This is a genomic window from Planctomycetota bacterium (genome assembly GCA_039182125.1).
In the GTDB taxonomy this organism is placed as follows: Bacteria; Planctomycetota; Phycisphaerae; order Tepidisphaerales; family Tepidisphaeraceae; genus JBCDCH01.
Genome location: JBCDCH010000013.1, coordinates 1 through 22608 on the forward strand (window position 1 = coordinate 1; position 22608 = coordinate 22608).

The 22608-nt window shown below is 64.7% G+C and carries 22 protein-coding genes; 11 read left to right on the forward strand and 11 right to left on the reverse strand.

Annotation, left to right across the window (positions count from 1 at the left end; translation table 11 throughout):
• The first annotated feature begins 74 nt into the window (after positions 1-74).
• The 3 genes from AAGD32_05030 to AAGD32_05040 all read left to right on the forward strand — a co-directional run bounded on the left by AAGD32_05030 (position 75) and on the right by AAGD32_05040 (position 2432).
• Positions 75-536: a low molecular weight protein-tyrosine-phosphatase gene (locus AAGD32_05030; GenBank protein MEM8873604.1), complete on the forward strand. Its 462-nt coding sequence runs from the start codon at positions 75-77 to the stop codon at positions 534-536.
• Positions 533-1363, forward strand: coding sequence for a fructosamine kinase family protein (locus AAGD32_05035; protein MEM8873605.1), 831 nt, complete (start codon positions 533-535; stop codon positions 1361-1363). The genes AAGD32_05030 and AAGD32_05035 overlap by 4 nt, the downstream gene beginning before the upstream one ends.
• A gap of 676 nt (positions 1364-2039) precedes the next feature.
• Positions 2040-2432: a hypothetical protein gene (locus tag AAGD32_05040; protein MEM8873606.1), complete on the forward strand. Its 393-nt coding sequence runs from the start codon at positions 2040-2042 to the stop codon at positions 2430-2432.
• An 8-nt stretch (positions 2433-2440) separates the two neighbouring features.
• Here AAGD32_05040 and AAGD32_05045 read toward each other — a convergent pair whose 3' ends face one another.
• Entirely contained in the window at positions 2441-3736 is a 1296-nt protein-coding gene (locus AAGD32_05045; protein ID MEM8873607.1) for an NADH-quinone oxidoreductase subunit D, read from the reverse strand.
• Positions 3737-4010: 274 nt separating this feature from the next.
• Here AAGD32_05045 and AAGD32_05050 point away from each other — a divergent pair, with 274 nt between their 5' ends.
• Positions 4011-5024, forward strand: a complete 1014-nt coding sequence (locus AAGD32_05050) for a ParB/RepB/Spo0J family partition protein (protein ID MEM8873608.1) — start codon at positions 4011-4013, stop codon at positions 5022-5024.
• Between the two features lie 77 nt (positions 5025-5101).
• Positions 5102-5824: a deoxyribose-phosphate aldolase gene (gene deoC, locus AAGD32_05055; GenBank protein MEM8873609.1), complete on the forward strand. Its 723-nt coding sequence runs from the start codon at positions 5102-5104 to the stop codon at positions 5822-5824.
• Here the strand turns inward: deoC and AAGD32_05060 are convergent.
• Genes AAGD32_05060 through AAGD32_05070 form a run of 3 tightly spaced genes read right to left on the reverse strand, consistent with a single transcriptional unit; the run spans position 5784 to position 7675 of the window.
• Entirely contained in the window at positions 5784-6323 is a 540-nt protein-coding gene (locus AAGD32_05060; protein MEM8873610.1) for a hypothetical protein, read from the reverse strand. The two genes, deoC and AAGD32_05060, sit on opposite strands and share 41 nt — an antisense overlap.
• Positions 6320-7258: a YdjY domain-containing protein gene (locus tag AAGD32_05065; GenBank protein ID MEM8873611.1), complete on the reverse strand. Its 939-nt coding sequence runs from the start codon at positions 7256-7258 to the stop codon at positions 6320-6322. The genes AAGD32_05060 and AAGD32_05065 overlap by 4 nt, the downstream gene beginning before the upstream one ends.
• 27 nt (positions 7259-7285) lie before the next feature.
• The gene (locus tag AAGD32_05070) at positions 7286-7675 is read right to left on the reverse strand and encodes a hypothetical protein (protein MEM8873612.1); all 390 of its coding nucleotides are present in this window, start codon (positions 7673-7675) and stop codon (positions 7286-7288) included.
• A 251-nt stretch (positions 7676-7926) separates the two neighbouring features.
• On the opposite strand from AAGD32_05070, the gene AAGD32_05075 reads away from it, so the two are divergent.
• Positions 7927-8724, forward strand: coding sequence for a hypothetical protein (locus tag AAGD32_05075; protein ID MEM8873613.1), 798 nt, complete (start codon positions 7927-7929; stop codon positions 8722-8724).
• A gap of 7 nt (positions 8725-8731) precedes the next feature.
• Here AAGD32_05075 and AAGD32_05080 read toward each other — a convergent pair whose 3' ends face one another.
• Both AAGD32_05080 and AAGD32_05085 read right to left on the reverse strand, forming a co-directional pair.
• Positions 8732-10138 (reverse strand): sulfatase-like hydrolase/transferase, encoded by a 1407-nt coding sequence (locus AAGD32_05080; protein ID MEM8873614.1) that lies wholly within the window; start codon positions 10136-10138, stop codon positions 8732-8734.
• Positions 10139-10171: 33 nt separating this feature from the next.
• Entirely contained in the window at positions 10172-11023 is an 852-nt protein-coding gene (locus AAGD32_05085) for a Nif3-like dinuclear metal center hexameric protein (GenBank protein MEM8873615.1), read from the reverse strand.
• Between the two features lie 22 nt (positions 11024-11045).
• Between AAGD32_05085 and AAGD32_05090 the strand changes: the two genes are divergently transcribed.
• Both AAGD32_05090 and AAGD32_05095 read left to right on the forward strand, forming a co-directional pair.
• Positions 11046-11819: an SDR family NAD(P)-dependent oxidoreductase gene (locus AAGD32_05090; protein ID MEM8873616.1), complete on the forward strand. Its 774-nt coding sequence runs from the start codon at positions 11046-11048 to the stop codon at positions 11817-11819.
• 23 nt (positions 11820-11842) lie between these two features.
• The gene (locus tag AAGD32_05095) at positions 11843-12910 is read left to right on the forward strand and encodes a Gfo/Idh/MocA family oxidoreductase (GenBank protein ID MEM8873617.1); all 1068 of its coding nucleotides are present in this window, start codon (positions 11843-11845) and stop codon (positions 12908-12910) included.
• A gap of 3 nt (positions 12911-12913) precedes the next feature.
• Here the strand turns inward: AAGD32_05095 and AAGD32_05100 are convergent, their stop codons facing one another.
• The gene (locus tag AAGD32_05100; GenBank protein ID MEM8873618.1) at positions 12914-14392 is read right to left on the reverse strand and encodes a hypothetical protein; all 1479 of its coding nucleotides are present in this window, start codon (positions 14390-14392) and stop codon (positions 12914-12916) included.
• Between the two features lie 17 nt (positions 14393-14409).
• Positions 14410-14955: a hypothetical protein gene (locus tag AAGD32_05105; protein ID MEM8873619.1), complete on the reverse strand. Its 546-nt coding sequence runs from the start codon at positions 14953-14955 to the stop codon at positions 14410-14412.
• A gap of 76 nt (positions 14956-15031) precedes the next feature.
• Between AAGD32_05105 and AAGD32_05110 the strand changes: the two genes are divergently transcribed.
• Positions 15032-16786, forward strand: coding sequence for an ATP-dependent DNA ligase (locus tag AAGD32_05110; GenBank protein MEM8873620.1), 1755 nt, complete (start codon positions 15032-15034; stop codon positions 16784-16786).
• Positions 16787-16882: 96 nt separating this feature from the next.
• Complete coding sequence (locus AAGD32_05115; GenBank protein MEM8873621.1) at positions 16883-17752, forward strand: hypothetical protein; 870 nt, start codon at positions 16883-16885, stop codon at positions 17750-17752.
• 54 nt (positions 17753-17806) lie between these two features.
• Here the strand turns inward: AAGD32_05115 and AAGD32_05120 are convergent, their stop codons facing one another.
• Entirely contained in the window at positions 17807-18688 is an 882-nt protein-coding gene (locus AAGD32_05120) for a lysylphosphatidylglycerol synthase domain-containing protein (GenBank protein ID MEM8873622.1), read from the reverse strand.
• 164 nt (positions 18689-18852) lie between these two features.
• Here AAGD32_05120 and AAGD32_05125 point away from each other — a divergent pair, with 164 nt between their 5' ends.
• Positions 18853-20967, forward strand: coding sequence for a hypothetical protein (locus tag AAGD32_05125; protein MEM8873623.1), 2115 nt, complete (start codon positions 18853-18855; stop codon positions 20965-20967).
• A 6-nt stretch (positions 20968-20973) separates the two neighbouring features.
• Here the strand turns inward: AAGD32_05125 and phoU are convergent, their stop codons facing one another.
• Together phoU and pstB are read right to left on the reverse strand one after the other, a co-directional pair.
• Positions 20974-21642 (reverse strand): phosphate signaling complex protein PhoU, encoded by a 669-nt coding sequence (gene phoU / locus AAGD32_05130; protein ID MEM8873624.1) that lies wholly within the window; start codon positions 21640-21642, stop codon positions 20974-20976.
• A 55-nt stretch (positions 21643-21697) separates the two neighbouring features.
• Positions 21698-22600, reverse strand: a complete 903-nt coding sequence (pstB, locus tag AAGD32_05135; protein ID MEM8873625.1) for a phosphate ABC transporter ATP-binding protein PstB — start codon at positions 22598-22600, stop codon at positions 21698-21700.
• Positions 22601-22608: the final 8 nt, after the last annotated feature.

A 22608-nucleotide genomic window follows, 5' to 3' on the forward strand; every position in this document is an offset into this window, starting at 1 on the left:
CCGGGTCGTTTTTGGCTTCCGGTGTTTTTGCGGTGCGTGGCCCCGCACCGCGGTTCTGCGATACGGTCACGCGTATGCCACGCGTGCTCATGGTTTGTCTCGGGAACATTTGCCGATCGCCCGCGGCGGAGGCGGTACTGCGATCGACATTGGAGCAGGAGGGGTTGGCGGACGGCGTGCATGTCGACTCGGCGGGCACCATCGGCTACCACGCCGGCGACCCTGCCGACGCACGCATGCGCGCTGCGGGAAGTGCCCGCGGCTACGCGTTGACCAGCATCGCCCGCCGCGTCACCGATGAGGACTTCCACGACTTCGATCTGATCATCGCGATGGACCGTGCGAACCTGCGCGACCTGCAAGCCCGCGCCGATGGTCCGGCGGAGATCGTCATGCTCGGCGAGTTCGTGCCGGGAGAAGGTGTGCCCGAAGTGCCTGACCCGTACTACGGCGGCGATGACGGCTTCGAGCGCGTGTTGGATCTGATCGAGTCGGCGATGCCGGCGCTGGTGGCGAAGCTTCAGGAGATGGCGTGAGCGTTACGGTGGATGTTGCGGCGGCGCTGGGCGTGGCGGTGAAGCGGAGCACGCCGGTCGGCGGCGGGTGCATCGCGGAGGCGAGTCGGGTGGAGTTGGCGGACGGCCGCACCGTCTTTGCCAAGGGCGGCGCGGGGGCGGGCGGATTCGCGGCGGAGGCGGCGGGGTTGCGGGCACTGGCGCAGTTTGCTGGGCCGCGCGTGCCGGCGGTGTTGCATGTTGATGAATGCGTGCTCGTGTTGGAGTGGCTCGACCTCGAACCGGTGCACGACGCGGCGGCGTGGGGGACGGCACTCGCGGGACTGCATCGCAACTCCGCGGGTGCGGTCGATCGTTTTGGTTTCGACGTCGACGGCGCGCTCGGCAGTACGCCGCAGTCCCACTCGTGGTGTGAGGATTGGGTCACGTTCTGGCGCGAGCGCCGCCTGCGGCCGATGCTCGAACTCATCCACGACGCCGAGGTCCGCCGGCTCGGCGACCAACTCGACGCGAAGCTCGACCAACTCCTCGCCGGCGGCGACCACACGCCCTGCCTCATCCACGGCGACCTCTGGTCCGGCAACCTCGCCGAGTCTCATGGTCGCCCCACAACCTTCGACCCCGCCGCCTGTTACGCCGGCCGCGAAGCCGACCTCGGCATGCTCCGCTGGATGGGCAACCTCGGCCCGAACTTCGAATCCGCCTACGCCGACGCATTCCCCCTACCACCCGGCAGCAATCGCCGCGTGCAGGTCTACGAACTCCACCACCACCTCAACCACCTGCACCTCTTCGGAAGCGGCTACCGCGGCGGGTGTCTGCGGTTGATGAGCGACATCCTCAGATAAGTTGCGGCGATTCGCGCGTGTTGTCGCTGCCCCAAGCTAACCCGCGACGAATTTCCACGTTGGCCAATTCTGGCGCACCTAACGCGGAATTCCGATATGATTTGAACTTGACCGCGCGTAGGACGTACCTATCTTACACGCGTCGTTAATTGACCGCGGCGTGCCCGTCTGGGAACGTCGCGAGACTATTCCCGGGTCGGCTGTCGCTACGACAGCCGACCTTTTTTTGCGAGATTTTCGATGCGCGTCGCAATCTTCTTTGATGGAAAGAACTTTTACCGCGGTTGGAAGAAAGCGACAGAGCTTCAAGTCGATTTTCAGAGGCTGAGTGAGTGGTTGGTCAAAGCCGTCAATGGGCAGCGACTAGCCGGCGCGTATTACTACACCGGAACAGAAACGGGTAAAGCGGGCGAAACAGAATCTCAGAAAGGTCTGAACCGCTTTTTAGGCCAACTGGACTCTACTCCAGGGTTTTACGTCCGGCGATACGCGAGGCGATCGTACACCTCGCCACCCTGTGAGAACTGCGGGCACAGGAATCGTTACACGCAGGAGAAGCAAGTTGATACCACGATGGTTGCTGACATGCTTCGACTGGCTGCAGTCGATGCGTTTGATTCGTTGATATTGGCGTCAGGTGACCTCGATCATTTGCCTGGAATAGAACGGAGTCCGCTTGCTCGGAAAGCAGGTCTACATCGCGAGTTGGAAGGGAATCGGACTCTCGAAGGCGCTGAGACTAGCCGCTTTCGATCACGTCGATTTTACCGATGGTTTGGATTCCTTCGCTCACGAACCCAAGCCTGCGAAGCCAATTAAGGGTGGAACAGAGTCCCTTTTCCCGGAGGACAACAGTCTTGAAACGGCTGTCTTATCCGAACTGAGTCGGGCGGAGGAGAAATTCGCGGATGGTTACGTTGGATTCAACTATTTCACTTCTAAATGGGACGGCAAGGATCTTCCGAAGCAACCCGATGTACTTGCTCGCATTCTTGATCGCCTCGCAAAGAAAGAAAAAATCGAGAAGTACGTTATCGACGGAGTGAAAGCGATACGTCTTAAATCATAGCCCACGCCCTAACGGTCCAACTCCGCCGCGATGACGTTGATGCTACCGATCACCGCCACCACGTCGGCGATGCTGTGGCCTTCGATCTGCTTGGCGAAGGTTTGGTAGTTCACGAAGCACGGCGGACGGGTTCGTACGCGGAACGGGACGTTGCCGCCGTCGGAGATGATGTAGTAGCCGAGTTCGCCGTTGGCGGACTCGATGCGGCCGTAGGCCTCGCCGACCGGGGCGGTGAAGCCGCGGTTGGTCATGATCATCTCGAAGTGCTGGATCAGGCCCTCGATGGAGCTGTAGACCTGATCCTTGGGCGGGAGGACTTCCTTGCCCTCGGGGCTGACGTTGACCGGACCGCCGGGGAGGTTGTCGAGCAGCTGGTTGATGATCTTGACCGACTGCTTGATCTCCTCGACACGGCAGAAGAAGCGGGCAAACGCATCGCCCTCCTCCATCACCGGCACTTGGAAGTCGACGCCGGACGTGCCCTTGCCGTCCCAGTTGTCCTCGAAACACAGGTACGGCTCGGCCTTGCGCAAGTCCCGCTTCACGCCCGACGCCCGTGCCATCGGTCCGGTCAGACTCCAGGCGATCGCTTCATCCCGACTGAGCGTGCCGATGTTGCGGGTGCGTTCGCGGAAAATCTTGTTGCGGTTGAGCAGCTTCTCCATGTCACCGATCGCACCGGGCAGCTCTTCATTGATGAACCGGCGGACGAGGTTCTTGAACACCTCCTCGTCGGGCAGGTCTTGGTTGAGGCCGCCGACGCGGGTCCAGGACGTGTGGTAGCGGCTGCCGGACATGTACTCGACGATGTCGTAGATGTTCTCGCGCTGGTTGAAGCCGTAGAGGAAGGACGTGAACGCCCCGAGGTCGAGGCCGGCCGCGCCGACGCAGAGCAGGTGCGACTGGATGCGGCCGAGCTCGCCGGCAATCGTGCGCAGTGCCTTACAGCGCGGCGTGAGTTCGATGCCCATCAAACGCTCGGCCGCGTTGTGCCAGGCCAGCTCGTTGTAGATCGGCGCCGAGTAGTCCATGCGGTCGACGATCGTGACGTACTGGTTGTAGTTGAGGTGCTCGCCGAGCTTCTCGAAGCCCGAGTGCAGGTAGCCGATGTGCGGGGTCGCCTTGACGATGCGTTCGCCGTCGAGCTCGAGGACTAGGCGCAGGGTCGTGTGGGTGGCCGGGTGCTGGGGGCCGAAGTTGAGCGTCCAGCGGTTGGAGCCGCCTTCACTGCTGACCGTCCCGCCGCTTTCGGCGTCGAGGAGAATGGCTTCATCGGCGGTGGTTTCTAAGAGCGAGTAAGGCATGAGATGGGCTCAGTGAGGGGCACGCGGTCCCGTGGCTTCGTTCCTTCGAGGCGACAACACCCTGCGGCGAACTGCTGAGGCACGCCATCGGGCAACGCATGTTAGTAAGTGCAACGCCCCACCGCGACTTTCAGAATCCGGCGGGAATCACATGTGATCAATGATCATAAAACAATTTATGCCGACGCATGACTCGAAGTTGGTTGACCTGAGGGTGACTGGCGATTCTCGTCGGCCGCCCTACACTGCGGGCGTCTCATCGAAAGGTACACGGATGTCGGCGAAGAAAGCAGCCAAACCTCGGCTTGGGCGTGGACTCAGCAGCCTGCTGAGCATGGACAAGAACGAGGCCGAGTCGGCCCCCGCCTCAAAGCCCACCGCCTCGAAGCCGTCGCCCTCAAAGCCCGCCGCCCCATCGGCTGCTCCGGAGAATGCCACGCCGGACTCGACCGCGCCCGCCCCCGTTCGCCGCGAGGTCGGTTCGCCGGCGGAACTGCCGGATGACGCTCGCGTCTTCGAGCTATCCCTTGGCCAGATCAAGGTGAACCCCCGTCAGCCGCGGCAGTCTTTTGATGACGCCGCCCTCTCGGAGCTGGCCGACAGCATCAAGGCGAACGGGTTGATCCAGCCGATCGTCGTGCGGCGCAAGGCGGACGGCTTTGAGCTGATCGCCGGCGAGCGGCGGTATCGAGCAACGGAGCTCGCGGGCCTGGACACGATTCGTTCCCTGGTCCGCGAGGCCGACCCGACGACGCAGGCTCGATTGGCGCTGGTCGAGAACATCCACCGGGCCGATCTGAACCCGATCGAGCGTGCCGAAGCCTACCAGGCCTTGATGGACGAGGCCGACCTGACGCAAGCGGCGCTGGCCGAGGAACTTGGCGAAGACCGCTCGTCGATCGCGAATCACCTGCGGCTGCTGAAGCTCACCGAGTCGGTTCGGACGCTGGTCGTGGAGGAGCGGATCACGCTGGGCCATGCGAAAGTGCTGGCAGGCGTGGACGACGGGATGGAGCAGGACCGGCTTGCGAAGGCCGTGGTGGCGCAGAACCTGAGCGTGCGGAACCTCGAACGACTCGTGGCCGAGGATCCGAAGCAGGCGACCCGCAAACCGACTGGCCGCGAGGCGCACCTGTCCGACCTCGAAGAGAAGATCCGCCAAAGCACTGGTCTGCGGGCCCAGGTCGCGAGCCGAAAGGGTGGCAAGGGCCGATTGACGTTGCACTACGGCAGCCTCGACGAGTTCGACGACCTGCTTGCCAAGCTCGGCGTTCGCTTGGAAGACTGACGTGTTCCACGTGGAACACGCCCCGCCTGTTGTCTCGATTCACCCATGTTCCACGTGGAACTTTGGAGGCCTGACCCATGCCCGACTTGACCCCCGCCACGCTTGCCGCCCAGATCGATCACACGATTCTCAATCCGGAGGCATCCACGGATGCGGTGATGGCCGTGGCGGATGAAGCCGTCCAGCACGGCTTCGCGTCCGTCTGTGTCGCACCCGCATGGGTCAAAGCGGTCGCCGACCGTGTCGCGGGGCGGACGAAGGTCTGCTCGGTCGTTGGCTTCCCGCACGGCACGTCCAAGCCCACCGTCAAAGCCATCGAGGCCACCGCAGCCGCCAAGGACGGGGCGAGAGAGATCGACATGGTCTTGCATCTGCCATTGCTCATCGAAAGTCACGTCGATCGAGCCACTGCGGAGGTCCGCGAGGTCGTCGCCGGCTGCCGGGCGGTCAGGTCCGATATCGTCGTGAAAGTCATCGTTGAGTCCGCGGCCCTCCACGCCGCCGACCCGACCGGCGACATCATCCGCCACGCCTGCGACGTGGTCCGCACCGGCGGGGCGGACTTTATCAAGACCTCCACCGGCTTCCATCCCGCCGGCGGGGCGTCCGAGCAGGCCGTTAAGCTCATGGTCGAACACGCCACCGGGCTCCACGTCAAAGCCTCCGGCGGCATCCGCACCCTCGCCGACTGCCGCACCTATCTCGACTTCGGCGCGACCCGACTTGGCATGAGCAAGGGCATCGCCGCGATCGCGGAACTCACCGGTGGGGCGTCGGCTCAGGACGACGGGACCTACTGACTCGCCGCTCGGCGAACCCGCAAGCCCCGAGAATCAGCCCGAGGACGCCATGCATCAGCGCGGTCGTTACCCAACGATCAGACAATGCGTACGGCACTTCGGTCCCGAGCGCGGTGAGCTCGTACGGCAGTGGTTGCTCGAGCCAAGGTCCGAATCCGCTGATGGCATTGGCTGTGAGTAACGGATGGACGTCAATCCAGTTGCCGCCGACGCTCGTCCAGAGCGGCATGCTCAGCCACGCGATGCCGAACATCAACGTCAGCGTCGGCGAGAGCCGGGCTCCCATCCAAGCGCAGAGGCTGAAGAGGGCGAGCAAAATATAGACAATCAACCAGCCGCTCCATGTGAGTGGCAGGAACATCCAGCACAGCGCAACGGCGTCAATCACCACGGCCAGCGCCAACCCGCGCCGCCAGCCGGTCGTCCATGCCACCACGACCGGCACGCCCAACGCCACGGCCGCGAAGCCGAGCACGATCCAGTCGAAGCTCGCAATCATTCGCCGCCCGGCTGGGTGGTCGGCCCGGGCCGGGGGGTAACCAGATCTTGGTACTTGCGGTCGAGCTCGTCGATGACCCGCTGCAATCGGTCGGCCTCGGCGATGAGACGGTCCTGTTCGGCCCGGAGGGCGGCGATCACGTCGTAATGCGTCTGGGCGGCGAGGCGGACCGAGTCCGCGCCCGGCAGCACCGCTGCCTCCCATTGCCGCGTCAACGCATCGACCCGGGCCTGGTCGACCCCGATTGGCTCGTCCAACGAGACCGCTTTCTGTTTTGTGTTCGGTAAACTCGCTTCGTCACCGATCGGCTCGATGATGAGCGTCACCGCCGTGCCGCCGGGCGGGGCGGTGACGGGGTTCAGCTCCCACTCCAGCAGCTCGTTGGAGTCGCTCGCCAACTGCGGCACGTCGAAGACGGTGTGCTCGAAGTTGACCAGCGAGACGATCTGGCCGGTGACGTCGGCAACGTAGGTGCCGTCGGGCGCGGTGCGGGAGCCGACGAAAGCGAAGGTCCGCGGCGGCATCGGCTCGCCGTTGTCGATGCGGCGGATGAGCTGCTCGACCGGCTTGGTCACGTCGCCGGCGGGCGTGGCCCATTCGACGCTGATCCGCACGGGCGGGCCGGCGGGGGGGAGGAACTCCTGCTTGGCCGGGCTCCAGCGGATCGGCTGGCCCGGCTCGAGCCCGAGCACCAGGGCGGCGGCGTGGATGTCGCTGGGCCGGGCGAGGGTGCGGACGACGGTCTCGTGATCCGCCGTCCCGGCCACGACGCAGACGAACTCCAGCGGCACGTCTAATGCCAACGACTCCGCGGCGATGCGCAACTGCCGCGCGTCCAGATCAGCCCGGACGTGCGGCAGTTCGAAAATCGCAGGTGCCTCTGCCGGCTTCGTTGCCGGCTGTAGCAGGGCGGCAAACAACAGGAATGCGAGCATCCCGTGATCGTCGCCGAATCAGCCCCCCTAGTCCATATCGGAATCGCACAGCCGCATGGGCACGACCAAGTCGGGGCGTCGGTTGTGGAAGAACAGAGCTCCTTCGTACCAACCTTCGCCGCAGGATCGCGAGCGGTGGACGGTACAGGCCGCGGAAAACGGCTGGTCGTCGGGGCCCATCATCTCGACGATGCCTTTGAACCCCAACGGCAGGGGTTCGCGGGAGACGAAGCCGATGCCTTGGTGATCGATGTCGCGGGTGTAGACGACCCATGCGTCGGTGCCCTCGGCGTCGGCGAAGAGTCGGATGTGTGCGACGGCGCGGTGTTGCAGCCGGGCGACGTCCCGGCGATCGCCCTTGGGCCGGTTGTAGCTGAACGTCTGGCCTCGACCCGCTTCGAGCGCGGTGATCACCATGTCCACCTCCGGGGTCCACCCGGATCCGACTTTGCATGTATCCATCTCAAGTAACGCCGACATCGTTCATCTCCGTCCCGAGGCGTCCGCCTCTTAGAGTGGTTCCCCGAAGCTGTAATCCCCCACCGCTGAGATGTACGATTCGAATGCGATGCCACGCAAGGCCGATGGCGCATTTTTCGTCGTGACGTGTCGGAGTTCGGGTCCGATACGTTTTGAACCGTGCCGAAACGTGCTCCGTAGCATGGGGTATGAACGCATTGCTTTTGAGCGTGGCGCTGATGACGACGTCCGCCGACACATCACAGCCAGTTTCCTGGGATCAGGACTCGACGTGGTACGACGGGCTGGTCGAGAAGGCGACCTATGACGCGACCCGTGTGATCTACGGCAAGGCCCGTTCGTACGAAGCGATTTTCCTGACCAACAAGGAACAGCACGAAACCGCGACCTGGACCAAAGCCACCGGCGGTTCGGTCAAGACCGTCGAAGTCTGGAAGCACAACCAGATCGAAGTCGTGCCCACGCCGAACTACGACTACAAGTTCACCACGACCTCACACCTCACGGTCGATGGCCTTGAACTGACCCGCATGGACATGAGCGAGAGCGAGTGGTGCGGTACGACGTTCGCGCAGTACATCAAGACCGGCGACGGGTACGACTACTTCAGCTTCGGCTACATGCCCGGCGAAGGGCGCCAGACCGGTACGGTGAGCGGGGATGTCGTACCCGTGAATGCGTTGCCGTTGTACCTGCGCGACTTCGACTTCGCGGCGGGCGAGGATGTGACCCTGTCGCTTTTGCCCGACCAGAAGAGCAACCGCCTCCAACCGTTCACGCCCGTCGAAGGCACGATCAAGTACCTCGGCGAAGTCGACGGCGGTTACGAACTCGAAGTGCACATCGGCGGCAATCTCTTCGGCACCTACACCATGGCCGACCGTGATCGGCTGCACGTCATGCTGAGCTTCGAGAGCGCCGACGGCACGCAGACCTACAAACTCAAGTCGCAAGACCGTGTGAACTACTGGTCGATCAAGGAATGAGCGCGGTTTACGACGTCAACGGATGAAGGTCATCGCTCGGGCGAGTTTCGCGTTGAACCTGTTGACCGATCTCGTGCTTGGGTCGATGGGTGTCGGCGATGGTCGGCGTGGGTTCGCCCGCTTGCTCCATGCGGCGAATCAGACGTTGCTTCATGTCCGCGCGAACCTCGGCGTAGTCGGGTTGGCCCGCGAGGTTGACCAGTTCGTACGGGTCGGCGACGAGGTCGTAAAGGTGGCTTTCGACAAGGTCGTTCGCATGGCGATCGCTTGCCTTGGCGTTGGGAGCGATCGCCGCGTACTTCCAACGGTTGGTCCGCACCGCGCGGCCGAAGTGTGATTCACTGATCTGCACGAACGCCTCGTCGGGCAAGTCGCCCAGCGCGCTCTTGCCGTGTGCGCCTTCGGGCGCGTTGACACCGGCGGCGTCGCAGAGGGTGGGCACAAGGTCGGTCAGTTGGAACGGTCGTTCATCGCGGCCGCCTCCGGTGAAGGGGCCGCCGTGGATCATGCAAGGCACGCGAATGCTCACGTCGTGGCAGCTGCGTTTGTATTCGTCGTTGCGGGTTCGGAAGTGACAGCCGTGGTCGGAGGTGTAGACGACGATGGTGTTGTCGGCGATGCCGTAGGAAATCAATGCGTCCATCACACGGCCGAACGCCTCGTCGAGACGCTTGATCGAGCCGAGGTAGCCGGGCAGGGCTTGCTGGGCGTTGCCGCCGGTGAGGTGTTCGTAGAAGCCCGGCACGCCCGGCAAGGTCTGCAAGTCCGGCGGCGTCCATCGACCTCGGTAGCGCTCTTCATACCCGGCGGGTGCGGGGTGAGCGTCGCGGTGGTTTTGCATGTGCGGTTCGATCTCGCTGATCATCATGCAGAACGGCTCGCCCGTCGGCGCTTGCTCGCCGATGAACCGGATCCCCGCGTCGGCGACGGCGTCGACGCGGTAGCCGGGCAGTTTGGTTTCGCGATTGTCCTTGTCGTAGAGGATCGTGTGATAACCGTCGCTGCAGGCTTCGAGCGCCTGGGCGGCGAGCCAATGATCCCACCCGCCGCGATCTTCAGCGATCACGGCTTGGTTCTCGTCGTGCTCGTTGCGGCCCAAGTGCCACTTGCCGAAATAGCCGGTCGTGTAACCCGCATCGGCGAAGCGTTTGGCGAAAGAGTCGTGATCGGCCGGGAGCAGGCGGCCGTTGGTGTGGCAGCCGTCCCCGACCGCGGTCGCGTACTTGCCGGTTTGCAGACACGCCCGCGCCGGCCCGCACACCGGTTGCGGCGTCGTCGCATACGGAAACACCGTCCCGCGCGACCCCCAGTAATCAAAGTTCGGCGTCAACTCCAGCGGACAACCGTTCAGGCCCGTCGTGTCCCAACGTTGCTGATCGGAGAAAAACACAACGACATTCGGACGATCGGCCATGGTGTAAGCGTAGCGGATGCAAACCCCGTCCGACTACCGCCGGGCTTCGGTCGTGAGGCCGACACCGGTCACCGTGGCGTAAGTGCATCCTTGTTCGAGGTGATGAACGGGTGTCTCGGGAAACGCGGTGCGCAGTTCGTCGGTGAGCGTGGTCATGCCCGTCTCTTCGGCAACGCCGTGATTGACCACGACCAACGGCGTGCCGGTGTCGTGACACCACTCGCCGGCCACCCAGCCACGCACGATGTCATCGACCGCGACGGCCAAGTCCGCGCCCATGTCGTACAACTCGAACGGGTCCGAAGCGCAGCCCGTTCCGACGCCCACTGTGCGGACGATGTGGTCCGGATCCCCGTAGAACTCGACCACCGGTTGGCCGAGCAGTGCCGTGCGTTTGGCGATCGCCGCAGCGACCTCCGACGCCGGTCGCGGCTCGATCCGATGCACGCGGTAGTACGGCTTGCTCGCAAGCACGTCGCCGAGTTCCAGGTGCTCCGCCCAGGCGAACGGCACGCCGCGCACCGGCAAAGCATCCCACAGATCATGGCAGCGGATGATCGTCAGTTCGAGCTCGTCGATCAGCGCGGCTTTCTCCGCGCGTGATCGCAACAACGTCGGTTTCGGATCGGACGCGTCGTTCTTCAACTCGAAGTGATCCCAGAACGTCGGCTCGTGCGTGACGACCAGGTTGGCCCCGAGCGTCGCGGCGTTGTGCAGCGTCGTGCTGTACGGCATCCAGCACACCGCGATCGCTTTCACCGCCTGGTCGCGCGGCCCGGCGATGATTCGGTCAACACTCTTGGCCGGCGGCGTCTGATCGAAGCTCGCCCACAGGCCGGTCAGGTGTTCGAGCACGTCCTGGGGTGTGAGCGGTTCCGCGGGCATGGTGCTTACCTAAGCTGCGGACGTGAGCACGGCAAGCACGCAGGACTCGGTTTTTGATCTCGACGGCAAAGTCGCCCTGGTCACGGGCGGCACCAGCGGCATCGGGCGGGCGGCGGCGGAGATGCTCGCGGCCCACGGCTGCCGTGTCGCGATCAACTACGCCGCCAACGACAAACGCGCCGCCGAAGTCGAAGACGCGATCGAGGGCAGCAAGGCGTTCAAGGCTGACATCTCCGACCCGGAGGTCGGTCCTCGGCTCGTCGCCGACGTCGTCCAACACTTCGGCAAGCTGGACGTGCTCGTCCACTCGGCCGGCATCTCCAAACGTGATGACACCAACCCCCACGACTTCGATCGCGTCGTCAAGGTTCACCTGCACAGCACCCACGCGCTGCTCCCCGCGGCGGCCGATGCGATGGACGACAGCGGCGGCGGCAGCATCATCGTCCTGACCTCGATTGCCAACAACAAAGGCAGCGCGACCAGTTACGGTGCCGCGATGGCGGGGAAGCTTTGTTACTCGCTCGGCTTTGCCCGGCTCGTGGCCAAGCGGAACATCCGCGTCAACGCCGTCGCCGCCGGGACGATCTTCACTGAGATGGTCAACCCGTTCTTCAAATCCAACGCCGCCCGTCGCGAGCACACCGAGAAGGTCATGCCGTTGTGGGACAAGCGCGAGGGCATCCCCGAAGGCGATCAGGTCGGCAAGGTCATTCTCTTCCTCGCGTCCGATCTGGCCAGCCATCTCACCGGTGAAGAGATCCGTGTCAACGGCGGCCAGTGGATCGCGGTCTAGGCACCAGCGTGTACGCTGTCGGCATGCTCAAGGTTGCCTGCATCGGAACCGGTGGGATCATCGGGGCGCACATGCCCGGCTGGGAGAAGTCGCCCGACGCCGAGGTCGTCGCCGGCGTCGACCCCAACGCCGAGCATCTCAAAGCCTGGGGCGAGAAACACGGCATCAACCGCCTGCATGAACGGGTCGAGGACGTGCTGTCCGATCCCGAGGTCGACATCGTCGACATCTGCACGCCCAACCGGTTCCACGCGCCGCTTACGGTGCAGGCTCTCGAAGCGGGCAAGCATGTCCTGTGCGAGAAGCCGCTCGTGCCGACGGTCGCCGAAGTCCGGCAGATCATCGACGCGCGTGACAAGGCCGATCGGCTGGTGATGACCGCGCAGAACTTTCGGTTCCTCGACAAGTCGGTCGCGCTCAAGCATCTGGTCGACGCGGGCCGGCTCGGCGAGGTGTACCACAGTCGGGCATGGTGGTTGCGGCGTGGGGCGATCCCGACGCGGCCGGGCTTTTTGCTCATGGAACAAGCCGGCGGCGGGCCGTGCATCGACCTCGGCGTTCACGTCCTCGATCTCACGCTCCACCTGCTGGGCCATCCGAAACCCGTAAGCGTCACCGGCACCGCCGTGACCAAGCTCGCCAACAAGCCCGGCGCGTGGAGCGAGTGGGGCGGCAAGCTCGAAGACCCCGCCGCCGTCGACGTCGAGGAGTTCGCCGCCGGCATGGTTCGGTTCGACAACGGGTCCACGCTCGTGCTCGAAACGTCCTGGATGCTCCACCACCCGACACGCGGCAACGGCGACGTCGCCATCTGGCTCTACGGCGATAAGGCCGGCGCGTACTTCGGCGATGACAGCGACGTCAAAATCCTCGAGACCGACAACGACGCCAACCACTTCCGTGACACGATCGTCCGCCCGATGGACACCCATCTCGGTGGCCACGCGGTCGAGTGCATCGCCTTCGCCAAAGCCGTCAGGGAGGGCGCACCATCACCGGTGCCGCCGGAGGATTCGCTCGCGGTCATCGGTGTGCTCGACGGCCTTTATCAGAGCAGTCGCGCCGGCCGGGAAGTGCCGGTGGTGTTGTGAGCGTCAGTTCCAGATCGCTTCGACTTCGTCCTGCGTCGCGGGCAAGAGAAGAAGTTTGGCCTCGGGGTTGGTGCTTCCGAGATACCGGCCGGTCGCGGTGTCGAACACGTGCCGCGTCTTGCTGCCCTCGAGTCCGATGCGGTCTTCGATCACGATGCCTGTCACGGTCTGTGTGCCGAGCCGAACTTCCTGTTCTTCCAGCACGTCGATGTACCGGAGCATGATCTCGGCCCGGTCGGGCACCCACTGGGCAAACAGATAACCACGCTGCCGGTCCAACGGCAACAACCGCGGCAACAGCGTCGCATACGCCTGTGGCAGGTAGAACGGTGGCAACTCGCGCACGACCTCCGGGTCGTTCCCGTCGGCCCCGCCCCGCGTGACGGTGAGCGTGTACTCCTTGGTGAGCCGCACGCCGTCAACACCGGCCGGATCGCGGACGGCCTTGGTCCGCTCGATCGTCACGCCGACTTCTTCGAGGAAGGACGTCTCGACGCGTTCGCCTTGCGGGTTGACCGTCGTGGTGAGCGTGGTCCAACGCTCGCGACTGCGGTCGAAGGTGGCGAACATGCGTTGCTCGGCGTCGATCGTCACGGCGTTGGCGTCGTCGCTGCGCAACCGCGACCGCAGGCCGATTTGGATGCCGGTCCCGTCGCCCGAACCCGGCTCGCCTTTGGACACGGCCAGCTCGGCGAGATCGGGGATCGCCTCGCCGATGCCCGTGAACGTGGCGGTGTAGCCGATGTCCTGGCCGTTCTGGATGATCCGCACCCACTCGCTTTCGTGCAGCACCTCGCGCAGCCGCGCCTCGGTCCAATTGACCAGCAGCGTGCGTGAGCGGATGAGCCGGTCTTCCTGTTCGATCCGCAAGTCGCGTTGGTCGACAAGCCGGACCGTGTCGATGAGGTCGCTGAACGTCGCGGCTGCCGCGAGCACGTCCGGCTGCTGCTCGAGGAGCGCGTCCTGATCGGCGGGGATCGTGTAGGTGAACTGGAAATAGATGTTGTCGGAAAGCCGCAGCAGCGCGATCTGTTTGACCTGTCGGCCGGTGACGGTTTGTTGGTCGAGGACGATCACGCCGATCTCGCCGTTGGCGGTCGGGATGACCTCGTTGCGGAGCAGTTTGCCCGCGGTGTTGCGGACCTGCTCTCCGGCGATGTAGTCGGTCATGCCCGGCGAAAACGTCGGTTTATCGTCCGGCCGCGTGGTCGGCTCGACGACCGAATCCAGCGGGTACCCTTGGCCGGGCAGGTCGATGCGCCGCACGACGAACGTGCCAGCACCGCTGTAGCGCGCGATCTCGCCGGGCCGGGCGTCGACCCGGGCCAACTCCGCCGGCGGTCGGAAGCTCACGCCGCTGGTCTGGCCTTCGAACATCGGCCCGAGCCGGGCGCCGGGCGTTTGTGCCAGCGCCTGTGTCAGCGCGAGCCCGCCGAGCAGCCACACGCAGAGAATCCCGAGACCAATACGTTGAATATTCATGAAGTGCATGGGGTTTCCTATCGTTCGACGCCGCCGGGCGGGATTGGTTCGAGCACGGCCACATCGACGATGCGACGCAGCAACAGCAATCGCCGCGCGTCGGGTCGTCCCGTCGCAGCCAGCTCGATCAGCAACAACCGACCGTCGGCGGTGTCCGCCATCGCGACATGCGTGACGCGCGGCTCCTGGCCCGGCTCGACGAAGGTCGCCAGCGTCCCGGGCCGGCCGGCCATGAGGACCGGCTCCGTCGCAATCGCCTGTCCGGTGTAAAACATCTTGAGCGCGTCCTGGGCAGACACGTCGTCCCGCACCAGCACACGAACTTCCACCGTGTCCCGGTCGGCGAAGAGCACCTTGCCCGTGTCGGTGGTACGCGTGTCGACGTTGAAGCCCTCGGGCAGCCGGACGCTCAGATCGCCGATGCGCACGAGCGTGTTCAGTGGTTCCAGAGGATTGCCCCGGCCGAGAACACTGCCCACCGCGATGGTCAGCACCATCAGCCCCCAGAGCACCGCGTTGCGCACGGCGATCCGGGTGGAGGTTTGTGGGGCGGAGCGTGGCACGGCCGTGATGTTACAGCGCGATGTCCGCCCGAGCGCGACCGGGTTCCTCCGGAACGCGACCCCATAACATCGCGGCGTGCCGAGTCCCGCGCCCGACGTATCCGCCGACACGTTATCCGCGTTTGCCGTGGCTAACGACGCTGCCGCGGCGACGACGAAGAAGCTGGAGAAGCAATCCGCATTGGCCGGGTATTTCCGAACGCTCGGGGAGGACGATCTGGCAAGGGCGGTGCGGTTCGCTGGGGGGCGGGCGTTCGCCGAGACCGACGAACGCGTCGTCGGCGTGAGCGGGCGGACCTTCGGCGACGTCGCGGTGTCGGTGCTCGGGCTCGACCGATCGGCCTGGCGGCTGGCAGTCATCCGCAACGGTGAAGTCGGCGAAGCCCTCGCGTCGGTTTGGCAGCAGCGCGACGGCGACCCGCTGGTGCTCGCGGACCTGGAGCATCTGTTTGAGGACCTTGCCGCGACCGGCAACGCCGAGGAAAAACGCCACATGCTCGCGGCGGTGCTCCGCCGCTGCAACAACGACCGCGAGGCGGCGTACCTCGGCAAGATCGTCATGGGCGACCTGCGCACCGGCGTGCGCGACGGTAACCTGCTCGCCGCAATCGCCGAGGCGTTCGAGCGGGACGAGGCGGACGTCCGCCGGGCGGCGCTGCTGATCGGCGCGCTGGATGCGGTGGTGCTTCGGGCCAAGGCCGACACGCTCGCCGAGGCGGAGTTCACACTCTTCCACCCGATCCAGTTCATGCTCGCCACGCCGGTGGAGACGGCCGAACTTGCCGCCGAGAAAATGCCCGAGGCCGGCTTCCACACCGACGACAAACTCGACGGCATCCGTGGCCAAGTACACAAGGATGAAACTGGGGACGGGGAACGCCTCCACATCTACACCCGCACTCTCGACCGCACCGACGCGAGCTTCCCCGACGTCGTCGACCAACTGCAAAAGGTGTCAGGGTCCTTTTTGCTCGACGGGGAGATCCTCCCCTACAAGCGCGGCGTCGTGTTGCCGTTCTCGAGCATCCAGAAACGCCTGGGTCGCAAGCAACTCACCGCGAGTATTCTGCAGAAACATCCGTGCGTGTTCGTCGCGTTCGACATCCTCTACCGCGACGGCGTGCTGTTGATGGACGCGCCGCTGACCGAGCGGCGGGCGGTGCTGGAGGACCTGGCCAAACAGTGCGGCGCGACGACGCTCGGTGAGGAGGCGACCGGACCGTTCCTGCTCGCGCGGCAGATGCCGACACGCACCGCCGACGAGATCGAAGCCGCCTTCCTCGAAGCCCGTGCCGCCCGCAACGAGGGCTTGATCCTCAAGGACCCCAGCAGCTCTTACACCCCTGGTCGCCGCGGCGGTGCGTGGCTGAAGTTGAAGACGCACCTGCCCACGCTCGACTGCGTCGTCGTCGCCGCCGAGCACGGCCACGGCAAACGCCGCGACGTGCTCAGCGATTACACCTTCGCCGTCTGGGCCGGCGAGCCCGGCGCGAGCGAACTGCTCACGCTCGGCAAGGCCTACAGCGGCGTCACCGACGCTGAGATCGCCGAGCTGACGACGCTGTTCAAGGAGATCGCCACCGACTTCAACGGGCGGGTATATCAGGTGAAGCCGCAGGTCGTCATGGAGATCGCCATGGACCAGGTGCAGAGAAGCGACCGCCACAATAGCGGCTACGCCCTGCGCTTCCCCCGCATCAAACGCATCCGCCATGACAAGAACATCGAAGACGCCGACACGCTCGAGCGCGTGGCGAAGGTCTACGAAAGCGAAAGCAACTTCGGGCAGGTGGAGGACGAAGTCGACGGGCAGATGAGTTTGTTTGGGTGAGGATCACCAGCCAACGCCCACGGGTTCACCCGTGGGTCTGCACTCGGTCACGAAAGCCGACCCACGCCTGAAGGCGTGGGCGTTCTCGGAGTTATCATGCGTCAGCGTTTGTTCGATGACTCGATTCGTCGACACCTTCCCGATCGCGGGGCGGGGGTGCCGGACGCGGTGATCGAGGCCCACTTTCGGGAGATCGTGCGGACCCAGCGCGAGCGATCGATGTGGCCGGCGCTGCCATATTTCCTTGTCGGGATGGCGCAAGTCTGGGGCATCGTCTTGGGCTGGTTCTTGCTTCGCCCGATCATCGGAATCTACCCCACATTTCTGTTGATCTTCCTTCTGGCGGTGGGCTGGATCTACTGGGGAGCGCAGCAGAACCGAGGGCTCGCGCAAAGATTGCAGGCTCGGTTGTCGTCTGCGGTGGGCCGACCGTCGGCGTGCAGTGTTTGCGATTACGACCTGCGGCAGATCACAAGCGAGCGCTGCCCGGAGTGCGGGTCACCGGTGTACATCCCGCCGGTCGGTGCGGTGGCGACCGACGCGCTGATGCTGGCCACGAAGCTATCGCGCACGAACTACTTCCACGTCAAGCTTGAGCCGTTCCATCCCACGGTCGCCGAGGGCATTCGTTCGCACATCGAGGGACGCAACGCCATCGACATCGACGGTGGCACACGCTTGGTGTTGTTTCTCCTGGCGATTGTTTCGGTGCCAATTGTCTGCGGCTTACTGGTTTTTGCGCCGAGTTGGTCATCGGCCGTCGTGGCCGTGGCAACGCTCGTCGTGGTCATCGTGCTCCCGTGGACACATTCGCGCTGGCATCACCGACGCCTGCTACGGAAGTATCTCAACCGTGACACCCCCTTGCCCTGCTGGTTCTGCGGCGAGCACGAGGACGCCACGCCGTGCAGCAAGTGCGGAGCGCGGAACGTGACGCGGGACGAGGTGCCCAACTCCGCCGTGTAGCGGTGCGACGAAGTCGCCCAAGCCGCACGCCCCACGGGCGATTTCGTCGCACCGCTACACGGCAGCGCGTCGGCCCAGGGCGAGGCCTGTCAGTGCCGCGCCGGCTTCGACGATGATGCTCTGGGCGCGCATGAGCAGGGCGACCGCCGCCGCGAGTTCGGGGCTTACGACCGTGCTCAGGCCCAAGGCGTAGATGCCTTCGCGGACGCCGAGGCCGCCGGGGGCGAACAAGGCAAGGTAGCCGATGGTTTGGGCCAGCGCGGCCGTCGCGATGCAGCGGGGTAGTGCCTCGACGCCGACGTTGGTCAGGGCGTTGAGCATCAGCAGCGTGCTCAGTCCGTAGAAGACCCATTGCGCGATCGCCGAGAGCGCGGGGGCGAAGTAATCCTTGAACCGCAGCGGCCGTTCGAGCGGCGGCTTCTTCGTGAGCCGAAGGCCCAGCGCGATGAGTTGGCCGAAGACCGCCGGGTGCAGCACGACGATCGCCGCGATGACGACGACGACCGCGACGATCTGTTGTTCCGGCAGAAGCCAGCCGCCAAAGAGCAGGCCGAACATCACCGCCAGTCCGTCGAGGATCAGATAGCACGAGAGCGCCACCGCAACGGGTACGCCGTGGCTACGCAGCAGCGTCGCGGCCGTCCCGATCGCCCAGACCTTGCCGGGGACGTACTTGCCCAGGATCGGCACCCACACGCACTGCGCCGTCGCCCGCCAAGAGAGTTCGTGCCCGAGCCCGTGGAGCAGCGCGCGGTATGCGACAAGTTGTGCCAGGAATACACACGCCGCCGCGGCGGTGCTTGCCGGGACCCACCGCCAGTCCACGCTCGGCGGGTCGGCCAGCAGCGTCTTGATCGGACCGGCGAGCGCCCAGCCGACCAGCCCGAGCGTGAGCGCCAGCAGCAACCACTTCACGATGGGCCAGGCGGCTTTCAAGACGCACAGCGTAGCCAACCGCGTTGCGGAGCAACGCAGCTGTGCGCTTTCGTGAGTGCAAAACACCAAACACGAAACACCAAGCACAAATCCGTTTAAGAACTGCAACTGTGACGCGTCTTCGTCGTCGTTAGGATTGAGACCGACCCAACCAAGGACGCCCCATGAAACCGATCGCCACCGCATTGACCTTCGCCGCCGCTGCCGCTTTGTCGGCCGTGACGTTCGCCCAGAACGCCGAGCAGGCCGCCATCGCGGAAGCCGCCGCCGAGACCAACGTCGAGGTCCAGGCGGTGACGTTGTTCTCCTCGGGCGTGGGCATGTTCCGCCACGCCGGCACCGTTGACGGCGACGCCGAAGCGACGCTGCGTTTTCGCTCCGAGCAGATCAACGACATTCTCAAGTCGCTCGTGCTTCAGGATCTCGACGGCGGCAGCATCGGCACCGTCTCCTACCCGTCGCGCGATCCGCTAAGCAAGACGCTCGCGTCGTTTCAGGTGGACCTCTCCGGCAGCCCGGACATGTCCGACCTGCTCGAGCAGCTGCGCGGGGCACAGGTCGTCGTGCTGGTGGGCGATCGCACCGCCGAGGGAACCATCATCGGCATCGAGACCAAGGACAAACCCGTCGAGGGCGGGGAGTCGGTTGAGGTCGACGTGCTGAATCTCTTCACGGGGACCGGGCTGATGGCCGTTCCGCTCGATCAGGTACGCGGGATCGAACTGAGCGACGCGAAGCTCCAGGAAGAACTCGGCCGCGCGCTGGCCGCACTGGCCGGTGCGCGTGACACGAACAAGAAGCCGGTGACGATCTCATTCACCGGCGACGGCGAGCGGCGCGTGCAGTTCGGGTACGTCGTCGAGACGCCGGTATGGAAGACGAGCTACCGCCTGGTCATGGGTCAGGACAAGGACGCGGATCTGCAGGGCTGGGCGATCGTGGAGAACCAGACCGACTTTGATTGGGAGAACGTGCAGCTGTCGCTGGTGAGCGGTCGGCCGATCTCGTTCGTGCAGGATTTGTACGAGCCGTTGTACGTGCCGCGTCCGGTGGTGGTGCCGGAGTTGTACGCGTCTCTGCGGCCCCAGCGATACGAGGGTGGGCTGGCGGTGGGCAACGCGGTCGCCGGCGATGGGAGTCGGCTGTTGCTGTCGCAGCGTGAGGCGAACGAAGCACTCGGACGCCAACTCGCTCGGAGACGCGGAGAGCTTGCCGAGGACCTGGGCGTGCCGCAAGCCGCCGAGGCCGAGGCATACTTCGGTGGCGGCTTCAACCCAACTCAAGGCGTCGCGACGATCGCCTCCGGCTCCGACATCGGTGAGCTCTTCCAGTACACCGTCGGCAGCGTCAGCCTCGCGCGCCAGTCCAGCGCGATGATCCCCGTCGTGACCGACCCGGTCGAGGCCGAGGCGGTGAGCATTTACAACAGCACCGTCATGCCGCGCCATCCGCTCAACGGCGCGTGGCTGACCAACACGACCGACAAGCACCTGCTCGCCGGGCCGATGACCGTCTACACCGGCAGCGGCGCGTACCAGGGCGACGCGCAGGTCGACAATCTCCCGCCCGGTCAGTCGCGTCTGATCTCCTACGGCATCGACCTCAACGTCGTCGCCGATGTCGAGCAGTCGTCCAACCGCGACACGCTGCTTTCGGCGAAGATCGACGACGGCGTCCTCATCGTCGAGCGGCTCGGCCAGAGCAAGTGGACCTACACGTTCGACAACAAGACCGACGACGAGAAGCTCATCGTTGTCGAGCATCCGCGGAACAAGCCGTGGGAGTTGCACGAGACGGCCGAACCGTTCGAGACGACCGAGCAGCAGTACCGCTTCCGCGTCGACATCGCCGGCGACGGCACGACCGAGTTCGACGTCACGCAACGCCGCACCTACGACCAGCGCTTCGCCATCCTCGACATGGACCCGCGGCAGATTCTCGTTTACGCCAACACCGGCACGATCGACGACAACGTCCGCGAAGCGCTCAAGAAGATCGCCGAACGCAAACGCGAAGTCGTCGCCGTCGAGCGTGACATCGCCGAGGCCGAACAACAGATTCGTGACATCACCCAGGAGCAGGACCGCATCCGTCAAAACATGCGGACCGTCGACCGCAACAGCGCCTACCACCAGCGTCTGATGGACAAGCTCAACGATCAGGAGACGCAGATCGAAGAACTGCAAACGCGCCGCGCCGAGTTGGCCGAGAAGCTCGAAACCATGCGGGCCGCGCTAAGCGAGGAGTTCGGCAAGTTCAGCGTCGGGGCGAAGAAGTAAGCACGATCAGCACGCGTCGTTTTGCTCGCCCGCATGACGGACGTCGTCGCCGCGGACCATGTAGATCACGTCTTCGGCGATGTTCGTTGCGTGATCGCCGATACGTTCGAGATTTCGGCTCACCAGCACCAGCGACATCGAAGAGCTGGCCGTGGACGGGTCGGCCATGATCTGACGGAGCAGCTCGCGGAAAATTCCGTCGCGTCGTTCGTTGATCGTCTCGTCCGATGCGACCACGCGTTGGGCCAGCGCGACGTCCCGACTGATCAACGCTTCGAGCGCGTCGGTGACGGCCTGCTTGACCAAGTCGAAGAGGTCACGCATCTCGGCGGGCGGGCGAACGTCCTGCTCGAAGATGAACGGGACGGCCTGGCAGATGTTCACCGTGCAATCGCCGACGCGTTCGAGATTGCTTGCCGCCCGGCTCAGCGCGAACGTGAGCCGCACGTCCGACGCGACTGGCTGTTGCTTGATGATCGTCAGAACAGCCTCGTGGTCGACGCAGGACTGAAGTCGGTCCATGTCTTCTTCGGCCGCGAAGACGGTCGCTCGCTTTCCTTCGTCCCGATCCAGCAACGCGTCACGGGCGTTGCCGATCATCCGCTCGGCCAGCCCGCCCATCTTGAGCAGGCAGGTGAGCAGGCCCGCGAGTTGGTCATCGAGTGCATCGCGCATGGGGCGCCTTCGAATCGCGAAGCGATCCGGGGTCAAAGCCGGACGGCCAGACGGATCAGCCGAACCGGCCGGTGACGTACGCCTCGGTTTCGGCGAGGGCCGGGGTTTGGAAGAGCGTCGAGGTCGGCCCATATTCGACGAGCCGGCCAAGGTACATGAACGCCGTGTAGTCGCTGGTGCGGGTCGCCTGTTGCATGTTGTGGGTGACGATCAGCACGGTGTAGGTGCCGCGGAGTTCGGCGATGAGGTCTTCGATCTTGCCGGTGGCGATGGGGTCGAGCGCGCTGCACGGTTCGTCCATGAGCAACACCTCCGGCTCGGCGGCGATGGCGCGGGCGATGCACAGGCGTTGCTGCTGACCACCGGAAAGGCCAAGCGCCGATTCCTTGAGCCGGTCCTTCACCTCGTCCCAAAGCGCTGCCCCGCGTAGCGCCTTTTCACAGGTTTCCTCCAGCACGCCCTTGCGACGCTCGCCGTCGACACGCAGGCTGAACACGACATTCTCGAAAATGCTCATCGGGAATGGGTTGGACTTCTGGAAGACCATGCCCATGCGTTTGCGAAGCTCGATGACATCGACGCTGCGTGAGTAGATGGAGTCGCCGTTGATCGTCATGTCGCCCTCGATGCGAACCGAGTCGATCAGATCGTTCATGCGGTTGACGCAGCGGAGCAGGGTCGACTTGCCGCAGCCCGACGGGCCGATCAGCGCGGTGACCTTGCCGTGCGGGATCGACATGTTGATGTCCCACAGCGCCTGCTTGGTGCCGTAGAACAGGTTGAAGTCCTTCACGTCGACGACGGGCGTTTCCGTGGCGAGTTCGGGGTGGATGTGCGCGGGGAAGTTGCCGCCGGCGTCGACGGCCGCCTGCAATTGCCCGGCCTGCTTTTGCGGCGGACGCAACTGCACGTCGTCGCCGGTGGAGCCGTCGGTCGTTGTTTGCGTGTCGGTCAGCATGACTTGGT